The organism is Clavibacter vidaverae, from assembly GCF_047529985.1.
Lineage (GTDB): Bacteria > Actinomycetota > Actinomycetes > Actinomycetales > Microbacteriaceae > Clavibacter > Clavibacter nebraskensis_A.
Genome location: NZ_JBLJAM010000001.1, coordinates 787,369 through 800,268 on the forward strand (window position 1 = coordinate 787,369; position 12,900 = coordinate 800,268).

General features: G+C 72.0%; 14 protein-coding genes. 6 read left to right on the plus strand and 8 right to left on the minus strand.

Features of this window, described 5'->3' with window-relative positions:
* Positions 1-19 precede the first annotated feature (19 nt).
* From ACMT9T_RS03655 to ACMT9T_RS03670, 4 genes are all read left to right on the plus strand, one after another.
* Complete coding sequence (locus tag ACMT9T_RS03655) at positions 20-712, plus strand: phosphocholine cytidylyltransferase family protein (protein ID WP_414744276.1); 693 nt, start codon at positions 20-22, stop codon at positions 710-712.
* A 36-nt stretch (positions 713-748) separates the two neighbouring features.
* Positions 749-1,546, plus strand: a complete 798-nt coding sequence (locus ACMT9T_RS03660) for an ABC transporter permease (RefSeq protein ID WP_414744277.1) — start codon at positions 749-751, stop codon at positions 1,544-1,546.
* On the plus strand, positions 1,546-2,334 hold the full coding sequence (locus tag ACMT9T_RS03665; RefSeq protein WP_414744278.1) for an ABC transporter ATP-binding protein: 789 nt from the start codon (positions 1,546-1,548) through the stop codon (positions 2,332-2,334). Before ACMT9T_RS03660 ends, ACMT9T_RS03665 begins: the two co-directional genes overlap by 1 nt.
* A 76-nt stretch (positions 2,335-2,410) precedes the next feature.
* A complete protein-coding gene (locus ACMT9T_RS03670) occupies positions 2,411-2,722 on the plus strand; it encodes a hypothetical protein (protein WP_414744279.1) in 312 nt (103 codons plus the stop codon).
* Here the strand turns inward: ACMT9T_RS03670 and ACMT9T_RS03675 are convergent.
* Positions 2,712-3,035 carry a helix-turn-helix domain-containing protein gene (locus ACMT9T_RS03675; protein WP_043672823.1) on the minus strand — a complete coding sequence of 108 codons (324 nt, stop codon included), beginning with the start codon at positions 3,033-3,035 and terminating at the stop codon, positions 2,712-2,714. The two genes, ACMT9T_RS03670 and ACMT9T_RS03675, sit on opposite strands and share 11 nt — an antisense overlap.
* A gap of 153 nt (positions 3,036-3,188) precedes the next feature.
* On the opposite strand from ACMT9T_RS03675, the gene ACMT9T_RS03680 reads away from it, so the two are divergent.
* Complete coding sequence (locus tag ACMT9T_RS03680; RefSeq protein ID WP_414744280.1) at positions 3,189-3,938, plus strand: hypothetical protein; 750 nt, start codon at positions 3,189-3,191, stop codon at positions 3,936-3,938.
* Between the two features lie 40 nt (positions 3,939-3,978).
* On the opposite strand, the gene ACMT9T_RS03685 is transcribed toward ACMT9T_RS03680, so the two are convergent.
* The 7 genes from ACMT9T_RS03685 to ACMT9T_RS03715 all read right to left on the minus strand — a co-directional run bounded on the left by ACMT9T_RS03685 (position 3,979) and on the right by ACMT9T_RS03715 (position 11,451).
* Positions 3,979-5,262, minus strand: coding sequence for a hypothetical protein (locus ACMT9T_RS03685; RefSeq protein ID WP_414744281.1), 1,284 nt, complete (start codon positions 5,260-5,262; stop codon positions 3,979-3,981).
* 97 nt (positions 5,263-5,359) lie between these two features.
* Entirely contained in the window at positions 5,360-6,235 is an 876-nt protein-coding gene (locus tag ACMT9T_RS03690; RefSeq protein ID WP_414744282.1) for a glycosyltransferase family 2 protein, read from the minus strand.
* A complete protein-coding gene (locus ACMT9T_RS03695) occupies positions 6,232-7,053 on the minus strand; it encodes a CDP-alcohol phosphatidyltransferase family protein (protein WP_414744283.1) in 822 nt (273 codons plus the stop codon). Before ACMT9T_RS03695 ends, ACMT9T_RS03690 begins: the two co-directional genes overlap by 4 nt.
* Positions 7,050-8,123: a glycosyltransferase family 2 protein gene (locus ACMT9T_RS03700; protein WP_414744284.1), complete on the minus strand. Its 1,074-nt coding sequence runs from the start codon at positions 8,121-8,123 to the stop codon at positions 7,050-7,052. Before ACMT9T_RS03700 ends, ACMT9T_RS03695 begins: the two co-directional genes overlap by 4 nt.
* 149 nt (positions 8,124-8,272) lie before the next feature.
* Entirely contained in the window at positions 8,273-9,811 is a 1,539-nt protein-coding gene (locus ACMT9T_RS03705) for a S1C family serine protease (protein ID WP_414744285.1), read from the minus strand.
* A 222-nt stretch (positions 9,812-10,033) separates the two neighbouring features.
* Positions 10,034-10,945 (minus strand): hypothetical protein, encoded by a 912-nt coding sequence (locus ACMT9T_RS03710; protein ID WP_414744286.1) that lies wholly within the window; start codon positions 10,943-10,945, stop codon positions 10,034-10,036.
* Entirely contained in the window at positions 10,936-11,451 is a 516-nt protein-coding gene (locus ACMT9T_RS03715) for a hypothetical protein (RefSeq protein ID WP_414744287.1), read from the minus strand. The genes ACMT9T_RS03710 and ACMT9T_RS03715 overlap by 10 nt, the downstream gene beginning before the upstream one ends.
* 233 nt (positions 11,452-11,684) lie before the next feature.
* Between ACMT9T_RS03715 and ACMT9T_RS03720 the strand changes: the two genes are divergently transcribed.
* Positions 11,685-12,890 carry an aminotransferase class I/II-fold pyridoxal phosphate-dependent enzyme gene (locus tag ACMT9T_RS03720; RefSeq protein WP_414744288.1) on the plus strand — a complete coding sequence of 402 codons (1,206 nt, stop codon included), beginning with the start codon at positions 11,685-11,687 and terminating at the stop codon, positions 12,888-12,890.
* The last annotated feature ends 10 nt before the right edge of the window (positions 12,891-12,900 follow it).

Below are 12,900 nucleotides of genomic sequence, written 5' to 3' on the forward strand. Positions count from 1 at the left end.
CGCATCGAACGGAGAACACATGACCACGCAGGTAGTCATCCTGGCGGCAGGCATGGGCAGCCGTCTCGGACGCAGCCTCCCCAAGCCCCTCACCGAGCTCAGCGACGGCCGCACCATCATGGGCCAGCAGTTCGACAACATCCGCTTCGGCCTCGGCGACGACGCCCGGGTGAGCATCGTCGTCGGCTACAAGCTCGACCACATCATCGACGCCTTCCCGGACGCCGACTACATCTACAACGAGCAGTACGACCAGACCAACACCTCGAAGAGCCTGCTCCGCGCCCTCCGCGCGTCGGGTCCCGGTGGCGTCCTCTGGATGAACGGCGACGTCGTCTTCGACCCGACGATCCTCCGACGTGCCGCCGCGATGATCGCGCGCGACCAGTCGTTCGTCACGGTGAACACCTCCCGCGTCTCCGACGAGGAGGTCAAGTACACGACCAGCCCCGAGGGCTACATCCGCGAGCTGTCGAAGACGGTGAAGGGCGGCCTCGGCGAGGCGGTGGGGATCAACTACGTCTCGAAGGCCGACAAGCCGGTCCTCATCCGCCAGCTCGCCCGGGTCGCCGACCAGGACTACTTCGAGCGTGGAATAGAGTTGGCGATCGAGCAGGACTCCCTGCTCGTCGAACCGGTAGACATCTCCGACCTGTACGCGGTCGAGGTCGACTTCGCGGAGGACCTCGAGAGGGCCAACCTCTTCGTCTAGACCGCCTCGGGGATGCTGACGCAGAGGATCCCCGCCGTGCCCGATGCCGCTCCCGGTCGCGCCTCCCGCACCCCGGCGGCCCGCTACCGCCGATCGCTCTGGCTCCTCACCACGCGCGACCTCAAGGTCCGCTACTCGACGAGCGCGCTCGGCTGGTTCTGGTCGATCCTCGATCCGCTCGTCATGTCGGGCATCTACTGGTTCGTCTTCACCGTCGTCTTCTCGCGCAGCGTCGGCGAGGAGCCGTACATCGTGTTCCTCTTGGCGGCCCTGCTGCCCTGGATGTGGTTCACGGGCGCGACGAGCGACTTCACCAAGGCGTTCAGCTCGCAGGCCAAGCTCGTGCGCTCGACGCGGATCCCGCGCACCATCTGGGTCCTCCGCCTCGTCTTCGCCAAGGGCTTCGAGTTCCTCGCGAGCCTCCCGGTGCTCGCCGTCTTCGCGATCGTCGCGGGCGCCCGGCTCGACGTGCACGTGCTGCTGTTCCCGCTCGCCGTCCTCATCCAGGCGGCGCTGCTCCTCGGGATCGGGCTCATCATCTCGCCGCTCGTCGTGTTCTTCCGCGACCTCGAGCGCGCCGTGAAGCTCGTGCTGCGCTTCCTCTTCTACGCCTCCCCCATCGTCTACTCGTCGCGCGACCTCCCCGCGGAGCTCCATCCGTGGGCGGCGCTCAACCCGCTCACGGGCGTGTTCGGCCTCTACCGGTCGGCGTTCTTCCCGGCGGAGCTGGACTGGTACGCCGTGGGGGTGAGCGCGGCGATCTCCGCGGGCCTCCTGCTCGTCGGCTCGCTCGTCTTCCGCCGCTCGCTGCCCGCCGTCCTGAAGGAGATCTGATGAGGGCATCGCAGCCCGGGCCGTCCGCGCGACCGGTCATCACGGTGGAGGACGCCGGCATCCGGTTCCGGCGCAACCGCAAGGCACGCCGGAGCTTCAAGGACCTGTTCGCGGGATCCGCCCGGCGGGCCCGACCGGGCGAGTTCTGGGCGCTCCGCCACGTGTCCTTCGAGGTGCGGGCGGGCGAGGCGATCGGCGTCGTGGGCCGCAACGGCCAGGGCAAGTCGACGCTCCTCAAGCTCGTCGCCGAGGTCCTCATCGCGGACGAGGGGTCCATCGGGGTGCACGCGGGGGTCGCCCCCCTCATCGAGATCACCGGCGGCTTCGTCAGCGACCTGACGGTGCGCGACAACATCTACCTCACCGCCGGCCTGCACGGCATGTCGAAGGCGGAGATCGACGCGCAGTTCGACGAGATCATCGCCTTCGCCGAGATCCCGGACTTCGTCGACACCCCCTACAAGCACCTGTCCAGCGGCATGAAGGTGCGCATCGCGTTCGCCGTCATCTCGCGCCTCGACGAGCCGGTGCTCCTCGTGGACGAGGTGCTCGCGGTGGGCGACAAGGCCTTCCGCGAGAAGTGCTACCACCGGATCGAGGAGATGCTGGCGGAGGGTCGCACGCTCTTCTTCGTCTCGCACAACGAGCGGGACCTCCGCCGCTTCTGCAGGCGCGGCCTCTACCTCGACAAGGGCGCCCTCGTCCTCGACGGGCCCATCGACCGCGTCGTGGACGCCTACAACGCGGACCACAACCCGCCGGCCGCGACCGACACGCCGGCCGGCTGAGCGCCCCTCCTCCCCAACCCGGCCCTTCCACAGGCCCGCGACCCCGCACGTCGCACGCCGCATCTACCGTGCACGCATGCTGCGAACCGTCCCGCCCCTGCCCGTCCGTCCGGATCCCGAGCCCGCCTACCGCGTGCCCTGGCACTTCGACCGCACGCTGGAGCGTCCGCGCTTCGCCCTCGTCAACGTCGGGGACGAGGTGCTGCACGCCATCTCGCTGCACCTGCTCGGCTCCGGCACCATGCTGTCGCGCGCGCCCGTCACGGTGCGGCCGGGCGAGCGCCTCTCCACCACCATCCGCGGCGACGACCTCGCGCTCGACACCGTCCTGGTGGTCCGCTGGTTCCGGCCGGACGGAGGCGAGTACCTGTGGCGCGTCAGCTTCTGACGGGCGTGGTGCCGCGTCGGTCGCGCTCGCGCTCGAGGCGGATGAGCTCGGCGGGCGACTCGCCGTCGTCCTGCGGGAGCATGTCGGCCGTGAGGCCGGTCACGAGCAGCCCGGCGTCCACGTCGAGCCCGCTGGCGATCTTGATGATGTTGCGGAGGCTCGGGTTCCGCTGGCCCCGCTCGATCTTGCCGAGGGCGGTCCAGTGGATGCCGGAGAGCTCCGCGAGCGTCTCCTGGCTGATGCCGATGCGCTGGCGCTGCTCGCGCACCCGGGAGCCGAACTCGGCGGCGGCGTCGGAGACGGTGGTGACCATGGCACATGCTTATCCGTCACATGGAGGAATGACCAGAGCGCAAGCGCCCCATGCCAATCTGCCCGCTTCTCAGGGGATAGGCACCGGGTCCGGGCACGGGCCGCTCGACGTCCGGGCGGGTCGGCCGCAGGCACCCGCGCGTAGGCTCGGACCATGAAGGACGCTCCCGACCTCGACCCGACCGTGGCCAGCGGCATAGATCGTCTCCTATCCGTGCAGCGCCCCGTCGTCCTCGCCCACATCCGGTCGATCCGGGCCCGCCACCCGGAGGCGTCGCCCGACCGCATCATCGCCATCCTCGAGAAGCGCTTCCTCGCCGCCGTGACGGCGGGCGGCGCGGCCGTGGGTGCGAGCGCGGTCATCCCCGGCGTGGGCACGGGCATCTCGCTGGCCCTCACGGGCGTGGAGACGGCCGGCTTCCTCGAGGCGAGCGCGCTCTTCGCGCAGTCCATCACGGAGGTCCACGGCATCACGGTCGAGGATCCGGCACGCGCCCGGGCGCTCGTGATGACGATGATGCTGGGCGCGCCGGGTGCGCAGGTCATCCAGCAGTTCACGGGGCAGTTCCAGGGCCAGCCCGTCGACCGCAACGCGAACTGGGGACGCGCGATCACGTCCGGGCTCCCCTCGTTCGCCATCGGCCCCATCGCCGACCGCATCAAGCGGGCCTTCATCAAGCGCTTCGTGGTCAACCAGGGCGCGAGCGCCATCGGCCGCGCCGTGCCCTTCGGCATCGGGGCCGTCATCGGCGGCGCCGGCAACCGGATGCTCGGGAACAAGATCGTGGCGAGCTCGCGTCAGGCGTTCGGCCCGGCACCTGCCGGCTTCCCGGACGAGCTCGCGGTGCCGGAGAAGAAGCCGCGCGTCATCCGCATCGCGGAGAAGAAGGCCGCGAAGGGCTGACGGCACCGGCGGCGGTCGTCGGCCGACGCTGGTCGCGGCCTCAGGACTCCTCGTCCTCGTCGTCCACCTGGTCGTCGCCCGATGCGGCCGCGCCGTCACGGGCGTGGAGCGCCGCATGGCGGTCCCACTCCCCCATGAGGTGCTCGATCGCCGCGTGGAACCGCGCGGTGGCCTGGCCCGGGGCGGTGTCCCCGAAGTAGTGCCGCACCCAGGCGGCCAGCCGCCGGTCCGCCGCCGCGTCGTGCTGGAGGGCGTCCAGACGGGTGACGATGTCGCGCGCGTCCTCGGCGGTCAGCCACTCGCAGTCGGAGAGGTAGCCGTCGGTGTCGATCTGCGCCTCCGGGCGGACGGGCCGCGTCACCATCAGCGGCCTGCCGGCCGCGAGGCGGTCGTAGACCATCGCGGAGATGTCGACGATGGCGAGGTCGGCCGCCGACAGCTGCCAGGCCAGCTCGCGCGAGCGGTCCACGACGTGCTGGGCCGACGGATCCTGCGCGTTCGCCCGCTCGAGCATCGCCGCGATCTCGCGGTTCGCGCGCGCGTACTCGGGGTCGATGACGCCGGAGCGTGGATGCGGCCGATAGACGACGCGGTGCCGGCCCGTGGCGATGAGGTCGCGGACCAGCGGCACCCCGTGCGACGCGATGGACCCGTAGGCGGCCGCTGCGCGATCGCCCTCCCACGTGGGCGCGTAGAGCACGACCGTGCGGTCGTCGGGCGCGTACGGCAGCTCTCCGGAGTAGTGGTCGGCCTGCGGACGGCCGATGGGGATCGCCCGCCGGTCGAGGTCGTAGTCCCAGAGCACCTTGCCCAGCCGCGCTCGCGCCGCGTCGCCCGCGATGAGGCTGTAGTCGTACGCCTTGAACTGGTTGGTGGTCATGTACATCTTGTCGGACTCGCCGTGGTTGACGAAGACGTGCCAGCGACGCCCGTACCGCATCATCTGGAAGTTGCGGGTGTTCTGGTTGACGTACAGGACGATGCGGATGTCCTGCTCCGCGATGACGCGCTCCAGGTCGGCCACGCGACGCACGTACTCGACCGGCAGCGGGCTCTCGTCGAGGAGCGCGTCCGCGCCGCTCGGGTGCCGGCTGAGGATCACGACCGGGTGCGTCCTCGCGAGCTCGAGGAGCGGCCGGTACCACTGCCGGATCTGGTACATGTTCACGGCCGAGTCGGCGAAGTAGACGGCGATGCGGTACTCGCCGTGCGGCGAGGGGGCACGGAGCGCCAGCTTGCGCTGCAGGGACCCGCGCGCCCGTCGCTGCTGGACCAACGAGCGGACAGCGCGCGCGCCGAGGCGAGCGTCGTTCAGGAGACCCATGCATCCACCGTAGCCAGCGCTCGGCGGGCTCTCGGACGTGCCCCGGCCGGGGGCGCGGAACGGTGTGGGATCGTGACCGGACGGAGCCTGGTCACGATCAGATGACGGGCGGCCTGCCCGCGCGCGTCATGCGGAGGACCGTCCTCCACGACATGGGGCGACGCTCCCCCGGCGACGTCGTCCAGCCCTCGCGCCAGCCGCGCAGCCAGGTCATGAGGCCGTCCCGGTTCCGGGCGCTGCGGATCAGCTGCACCGCCGTCCACGACCCGACGTAGACGGGGACGAGGACCAGCGGGAGGTTGCGACGGGCGAGCCACACCCGGTTGCGCGCGTTCAGGCGGTGGTACTCCGCGTGGCGGGTGGGCGCGACGGCGGGGTGGTGGGCGACCAGGTCGCCGGCGTACCAGGCGCGCAGCCCCTGGTCCCAGATCCGCCAGGCCAGCTCGATGCCCTCGTGAGCGTAGAAGAACTCCCCCGCCCAGCCGCCGGCGGTCTCGAAGGCGTCGCGCCGCACGACGACCGCGCCCTCCAGCACGGAGAAGACCGAACTCGACGCGGCGGGGTCGCCCTTGCGGATGCGCGGGATCCAGCGGCGCGGCGTCGCAGCGCCTGTCGGGTCGACGATGCGCGGCTGCACGAGCGCGACGTCGCCCGTCCGGCGCATCAGCGCGAGGCAGTCGGCGAGGAAGGTCGCGCTCGGGATGGTCTCGTCGTCGTCGAGGAAGAAGAGCGCGTCCCCCGCGACGTGCGGGACGCCCGCGTTGCGCCCGGCTGGGATCCCCCGGTTCTCGGGCAGGTGGATCCCCCGGACGCCGTCGGCGAGGCCCTGCGGCTCCCAGCCGTTCCCGACCACGACGACGTCGAGCGCGACGCCCTCCTGGCGCCGCACGGAGGCGAGCGACGCCGCGAGCCCGTCGGGTCGTCGCCCCTGGCTGAGGACGACCACGCCGACGCGCGGGAGGCTCCCCGTCACGCGGACGTCAGCCGACGCGAGGTGACGATCATCACGAAGTGCCCCACGAGGGCGAGCACTGCCAGCGGGACGAGCGCGACGAGCAGGACGCGGTCGGTGCCGGGCTGCCCCGCCACCAGACCCACGAGCGAGACGACGAAGACGACGATGGTGAGCTCGACCGAGTGGAACATCCGGTGGAAGGGCAGGAAGCGGACCGCCCGCCGCGCGACCGCGACGAGGGAGTGCTGCGACGCGACCGTGCTCGCGCCGACGGGCGCCTTGGGCAGGTCGGCGGACGCGCGGGCGACCCGCACCATGTCGTTGAGGGCCTTGTTCAGGACGATGACGAGGGCCAGGGCGAACGCGAGCGTCGTCCAGGGCAGGTCGGCCGGCGCCTCGAACGGGTAGGCGGCCGCACGGATCCCGAGCGCCAGCGCGATCAGCGTCTCGGTCGAGTAGTGCCCGACGGCGTCCAGGAAGTGCCCGACGGGCGACGACGTGCGGCGCCAGCGCGCGACCTCCCCGTCGCAGCAGTCCACGAGCATCTGCAGCTGCCCGAGGACGAGCGCGAGGGCCGCGCCGCCGAGGCCGGGGATCAGGAGCGCCGCGGCGGCAGCCCAGCCGGTGAGGATCATGACGACCGTGACGCCGTTGGCGCTGATGCGCGTGCGGAGCAGCATCCACGTGAGGTACGGCGAGAGGTCGCGCAGGTACAGGTGCGCGGTCCAGTGCTCGGCGTTCGCGCGGAGCCGCACCTCGGGCGGCTGCGTGACGCGCCGGAGCTCCGCGATGGAGGTGGGCAGGCCGCGGTCGCCGGTGCCGGGTGCGCCGGTCATCGGCCCGTGTGCCCGTCGAGGTCGTCGGTGAGCTCGAGGAAGCCGAGCACGAAGCCGGTGCCCCAGCTGAAGTGGATGGACGGCAGCACGGCGGCGAAGCGCAGCATCGTGGCGGCACCGTCGCGCGACGCGACCGTCACGGTGCTCACCAGGACGAATCCGGCGTACACGCCGGGGACGACGAACGCGCCCACCAGTCGGCGCAGGGCCGGGACGCCGACGGCCGGACCGACGAGACCCGCGACGCCTAGCACGAGCCCCGCCGCGACGCCGGCCACCGCGACGGGCGGCACGAAGTAGCGCACGGAGTTCTGCCGCGTGTAGCGCCGCGCGAGCTCGCCGCGCCACAGGCCGGTGGCGAAGAACTGCCGGATCAGCGACCGGAACGTCGAGCGCGGGCGGTACGTCACCTTCATCCGCGGCGTGAACCACACGAGGCCGCCGCTCTGCCGGAGGCGGCGGTTGAGCTCCCAGTCCTGGCCGCGGCGCACGCCCTCGTCGAACAGGCCGACCTCGACGAGGCGGTCGCGCCGGAACGCGCCGAGGTACGCGGTCTCCGCCGGGCCCTCCTTGCCTCCGACGTGGTGGGCGGTGCCGCCGAGGCCGACGCGTGCGCCGTAGGCCCGGGCGACCGCCTTCTCGAACGGGGTGCGGCCCTCGGCCGACATGAGGCCGCCGACGTTGTCCGCGCCCGTCGCCTGCAGGGTCTCGACGGCGATGCGCGTGTAGTCGCGCGGGAGCAGCGAGTGCGCGTCGACGCGGATGACGATGGGGTGGCGAGTCGCCCGGATGGCGGCGTTGAGACCGCCGGGGGTGGATCCCGTGGGGTTGTCGACGCTCGTGATGCGCGGATCCTCGCGGGCCATCTCGCGCACGACCTCGGTGGTGCCGTCGGTGCTCGGGCCGAGGGCCAGGACGACCTCGATCTCGCCGGCGTAGTCCTGCCTCATCATGCTGGCGACGGCGGCGCGCACGTGGGCCGCCTCGTTGAGGATCGGCATGACGTAGGAGACGGCGGGGAGGCCGCCGGTGCTGCCGGCGACGGGGTCTCGTCGCGGGTGGTGCGCCATCTGAGCCGATCTCTTGAGGGAGGTGCGGCCGGGGCCAGTCGGGGGCCGAGCCTCGCAGGAGTTTACCAGCCTCCCCGTCGGCGGCTCGCCGCCGGATGCGGGGAGGGGCGGACCGGCATCCGCCGATCCGCCCCTCCCCGTGAACCCGTCTACTGCTGCAGCGTGCCGAGCTTCACGTCGACCTGCTGCTTCTGCCCGCCGCGGAGGACGGTGAGCTCGACGTCGCTGCCGCCCGCGAGCGCCCGCACCTGCGCCGTGAGGTCGCTCGCCTTGCCGATCGGGATGCCGCCGAACGCGGTCACGATGTCGCCCTGCTTGAGGCCGGACGCAGCCGCGGCGCCGCCGCTCTGCACCTCGGCGATGAACGCGCCGCCGACCGGGGTCGAGGAGTCGCCGGTGGCGACGTCCCGCACGCTCGCTCCGAGCAGGCCGTGCGACGCGCGGCCGTTCTGGATGATCTCCTGGCCGACCCGCTTGGCGAGGTTGGACGGGATGGCGAACCCGACGCCGATGCTGCCGGCCGTGGAGCTGGTGCCGCCCGCGTTGGCGATCGCGACGTTGACGCCGATGAGCTTGCCGTCGCCGTCGAGGAGGGCGCCGCCGGAGTTGCCGGGGTTGATCGCCGCGTCGGTCTGGATCACCGCGAGGTTGATGGTGGCTGCCGGCTGCCCCTGGGCACCCGAGCCGCCCTGTCCGCCCTGCCCGCCTTGGCCGCCCTGGCCCTCGTTGCCGAAGGGCCAGAAGTTGAACGGCGTCTCATCGCTCTGGCTGCCGTCGCCGGGCGTCTGGGGAGCGGCGGACGACGCGACCTGGATGCTGCGGTCGAGCGCGCTGACGATGCCGTCGGTGACGGTGCCGGACAGGCCGAGCGGGGCGCCGATGGCGATCGCGGTGTCGCCGACGTTGAGCTTCGACGAGTCGGCGAAGTCGATGGGCGTGAGTCCGCTGGCTCCGTCCATCTTGATCACGGCGAGGTCGACGACGGGGTCCGTGCCCACGAGCTTCGCCGTGTACAGCGCGCCGTCCGCCGTCTTCACCTGGATCTTGCCGTCGCCGGTCTGCCCGTCGAGCGTCACGACGTGCGTGTTGGTGAGGATGTAGCCGTCGCTCGAGAGGACGACCCCGGATCCGGTGCCCCCGCCCTGGGCGCCCGCGACGTCGATGGTCACCACGGAGCCGGACACCTTGGCGGCGACGGCGGTGATGGGTGTCGCGTCGTCCGGGTCGTTCACGGTGATGTTCGCGGGCGACTGGCTGACGGACTCGGCGGAGTCGTCGTCGTGCGCGACGGCCCACGTGGTGAGCCCGCCGGCGGCTCCGCCGATGAGCGCGCCGACCGCGAGCATGGCGACCAGCGGCAGGGCCTTGTTCGCCTTCTTGCGGGGAGGAGCGGTGGTGGTGCCGTCCGGAGCGGGTGCTGCCGAGGGCGCCGCGGCTGCGGTCTCGGATGCCGCATCCTCGGGAGCGGTGGGCGCGACCGGTGCGGATCCGTAGGCGAGGGTGTCGTTCTGGTCGGTGCCGGTCGGAGCGGGGTGGGCCGCCGCAGCGGGGCCGGCCGGGGCGGGCCAGGACGCACCGTCGCCCGAGGTCTGAGCGGGAGATGCCGGGTCGGATGAGGAGCCGTCAGCGCGGCCGTCGACGTCGCGGCCGCCCTCGTGCTCGTCTGCTCCGTGGCTTCTGTCGGTCATCGGTGGTGCTCCTCTCGGGTGCTGCCAGCATTCCGGGCGAGTCTGGGCGTTCTCTATGGCCACCCTGACAGCGGGCCGCCCAGCATCCGGCGGAGGATCCGCCGGCCTGCCGGGCCGCATCCCGAGCGACTCGCGTGCTGCCTAGAGCGTACGCGGCGCGCGGGCCCGGTCCCGCGTCTCACGACGCCCGCGTCCTCGTCCGCGTCCTCGTGCGTCTCCGTGTCAGCATCCGGGTCCGGCGTTCCGCGTCCCGCACGCCCCGCCGACCAGGACCGTCGAGCCCTGCAGCACATGGATCGTCACCGGGCCGATGACCACCGGCAGCGTGCCCGGGATCTGCTGCCACCCTCCCCCGTCGAACCGGTAGCTGGGCGAGTACGCGATCGTCACCGCCACCCGCCGATCCCCGATGCTCGGATACGTGTGGCTCGTGTCCGTGGACGTGAAGTCCTGCTGCCCCAGCTGCTTCCACGACGCCCCGGGCCCGGCCGTGGTGCTGGTCGTCCCGTCGCCGTGGTCCCACGTGAACGACACCGGCACGAACCGCACCTGCGCCGGCCGACCCAGCAACGTCCCGTCCACCACCTGCGCGGTCGCATCGGTGAGGAAGTTCACCGGCGCCCCCACCAGCGCCCACCCGTTGGGCTGCGACCGGATCGACGCCGACCGCGGCACGAACTGCGCCACATCCGCCAATGAGACCCCCGGCGTCACAGGCGCGGCCGGGGCCGGATCCGCCGGCTTCGCCGGCCCGGTCGCCGGCGGCAGGAACGCGTGCCCGCCATCCGTGCACAGACCCGCGCCGAATAGACGCGCACCCGGCTGACACGGCACATCCACATCCGCCGCCAGACGCCCCCGCGGCACCGGAGGCGAATCCGTCGGAGCGGACGGAGACGCTTCGCGCGCAGGCGGGGCAGAAGTCCCGGCTTCGTTCTGTACCTGCGCTGATGAGCTCGTGCTGGTCGTCGCGTGGACCTCTACCTCGCCGTCACCGACCTCGCCCGATGTGCAAGTCGACGAACGCGCATACCCGACTCCGCAGTGTCCGTCTGCCGCATAGGTGGGGGAGATCGACGTGACCACGCTCATCATCGCCACACCGATGACGATCAACGCTCTCGTCATCCGCATGCGTGCGTGTCCTCGTTCCGCAGCGAATCGCTGATGCGCCACGAACCGTCGGCGGTCTTGACTGCCTTCATCTGGAGAGCCAGCGCGTTGTCTCGTTCGGGTGTGACGTCCTTGCCGTTGGCGTCGAGCGTTCTCGTCCCACTGACGTCGAGACAGGCCTGCGCAGTCATGTATTCGGTACCTTGCGCGTCGGAGCCCCTGTCCGTCACGCGGAAACCACGCGACGTCGCCTTGCCGATCACATGCTGACTGTGGTCCGCGCTGTATTTGAGCGAGTCCACCTCCCCCTGGAGAGCGGAACCGGTGAGCAACGGTCTCAGTTCGTCTTCGGTCTCGGTGCTGAGATCGATGCCGACGTATCGCGTGAACAGGCCCTCGAACGCCTGGTCGTCCTGCTGCTCCTGCGTGAGCGCCGGAGTCGGGTCCGGGGCCGGATCCGGAGCCGGCTGTGCCGTGCATCCAGCCAACAAGCACCCGACGAGCACCGCCGTGAGCCCGCCCACCACCGCTCCCCCTCGTCGTCGCAGCGGAATGCGCGGTCGCTCGTGCAAGGTCGTCTCCCCCGGGCCGTACGGATCCCGCGCGGAAGCCAGCGCATGGAAGCCGGGCGTCGCGGGTGACAGGAAAGGTAGCCGGGGTGTCGGCTCCGGGACGGCATCGCTCCACACGGCGAGAGGTCGCCATCGACCCGGCGGACTGGGGAGCAGTGCCGCGCACGGCGGCGCGCCATGATGGGCGCATGACGATTCCCGGCGCGTGGGTGCGCGCGGCACGCGGGGCCATGCTGCTGGCGCCGGACGGCACGCCCGGCACGACGGTTTTCTCGGAGATGAGCGCGCTGGCCGCGGCGACCGGGGCGATCAACCTCGGGCAGGGGTTCCCGGACGAGGACGGGCCGAGCGAGGTGCTCGAGGCCGCGCGCGCCGCCATCTCCTCGGGGATGAACCAGTACCCGCCCGGCCGCGGGACGCCGGAGCTGCGCGCGGCCATCGCCGCGCACCAGGAGCGCTTCTACGGCCTCGCGGTGGATCCCGCCACGGAGGTCCTCGTCACCGCGGGTGCCACCGAGGCGCTCGCGGCGACCCTGCTGGCGCTCGTCGAGGAAGGCGACGAGGTCGTCACGCTCGAGCCGTTCTACGACGCGTACGGCGCGCTGATCTCGCTCGCCCGCGGGATCCACCGCACCGTGCCGCTGCACGCCCCCGACTTCCAGCCGCGGCCCGACGACCTGCGCGCGGCCGTGACCGACCGCACCCGCGTGATCCTCCTCAACGACCCGCACAACCCGACCGGCACCGTGCTCAGCCGCGAGGTGCGCGAGCTCGTCGTCGAGCTCGCCATCGCCCACGACGCCGTGATCGTCACCGACGAGGTCTACGAGCACCTGGTGTTCGACGGGTCGCACGTCCCGGTCGCGACGCTCCCGGGGGCCCGCGACCGGACGGTCACGATCTCCTCGGGCGGGAAGACCTTCCGCACGACCGGCTGGAAGATCGGCTGGCTGACGGCTCCCGCGCCGCTCGTGAGCGCGATCCTCGCGGTCAAGCAGTTCCTCACGTTCGTCAACGGCGCGCCGTTCCAGCCCGCCATCGCCACCGGCCTGGCGCTCCCGGACGCCGTGTTCGACGGGATCGCGGCGGACCTGCGACGCAAGCGCGACGTCCTCGCCGCGGGGCTGACCGCCGCGGGCTTCCGGATCCACCTGCCCCGGGCCGGCTACTTCATCGTCGCCGACGCCGCCCCGCTCGGCTTCCCCGACGCCCGGGAGCTGTGCCTGCGGCTGCCCGGTCTGGTCGGGGTCGTGGGCGTGCCGCTGTCGGCCTTCTGCCGTCCGCCGCTCGCGGACGAGCACGCGTCGCTCGTCCGCTTCGCGTTCTGCAAGCGGATCGACGTGCTCGAGGAGGCGGCGTCCCGTCTCGCCGCGCTCGCGGACAGGACCACCTGAGCCGGCACCC

Excerpts from the sequence above, each read along its gene's own strand:
- ACMT9T_RS03695 (WP_414744283.1), bottom strand. The coding sequence starts at position 7,053 with ATGACCGGCGCACCCGGCACCGGCGACCGCGGCCTGCCCACCTCCATC.
- ACMT9T_RS03720 (WP_414744288.1), top strand. The coding sequence starts at position 11,685 with ATGACGATTCCCGGCGCGTGGGTGCGCGCGGCACGCGGGGCCATGCTG.
- ACMT9T_RS03670 (WP_414744279.1), top strand. The coding sequence starts at position 2,411 with ATGCTGCGAACCGTCCCGCCCCTGCCCGTCCGTCCGGATCCCGAGCCC.
- ACMT9T_RS03665 (WP_414744278.1), top strand. The coding sequence starts at position 1,546 with ATGAGGGCATCGCAGCCCGGGCCGTCCGCGCGACCGGTCATCACGGTG.
- ACMT9T_RS03655 (WP_414744276.1), top strand. The coding sequence starts at position 20 with ATGACCACGCAGGTAGTCATCCTGGCGGCAGGCATGGGCAGCCGTCTC.
- ACMT9T_RS03700 (WP_414744284.1), bottom strand. The coding sequence starts at position 8,123 with ATGGCGCACCACCCGCGACGAGACCCCGTCGCCGGCAGCACCGGCGGC.
- ACMT9T_RS03680 (WP_414744280.1), top strand. The coding sequence starts at position 3,189 with ATGAAGGACGCTCCCGACCTCGACCCGACCGTGGCCAGCGGCATAGAT.
- ACMT9T_RS03685 (WP_414744281.1), bottom strand. The coding sequence starts at position 5,262 with ATGGGTCTCCTGAACGACGCTCGCCTCGGCGCGCGCGCTGTCCGCTCG.
- ACMT9T_RS03710 (WP_414744286.1), bottom strand. The coding sequence starts at position 10,945 with ATGCGGATGACGAGAGCGTTGATCGTCATCGGTGTGGCGATGATGAGC.
- ACMT9T_RS03675 (WP_043672823.1), bottom strand. The coding sequence starts at position 3,035 with ATGGTCACCACCGTCTCCGACGCCGCCGCCGAGTTCGGCTCCCGGGTG.
- ACMT9T_RS03705 (WP_414744285.1), bottom strand. The coding sequence starts at position 9,811 with ATGACCGACAGAAGCCACGGAGCAGACGAGCACGAGGGCGGCCGCGAC.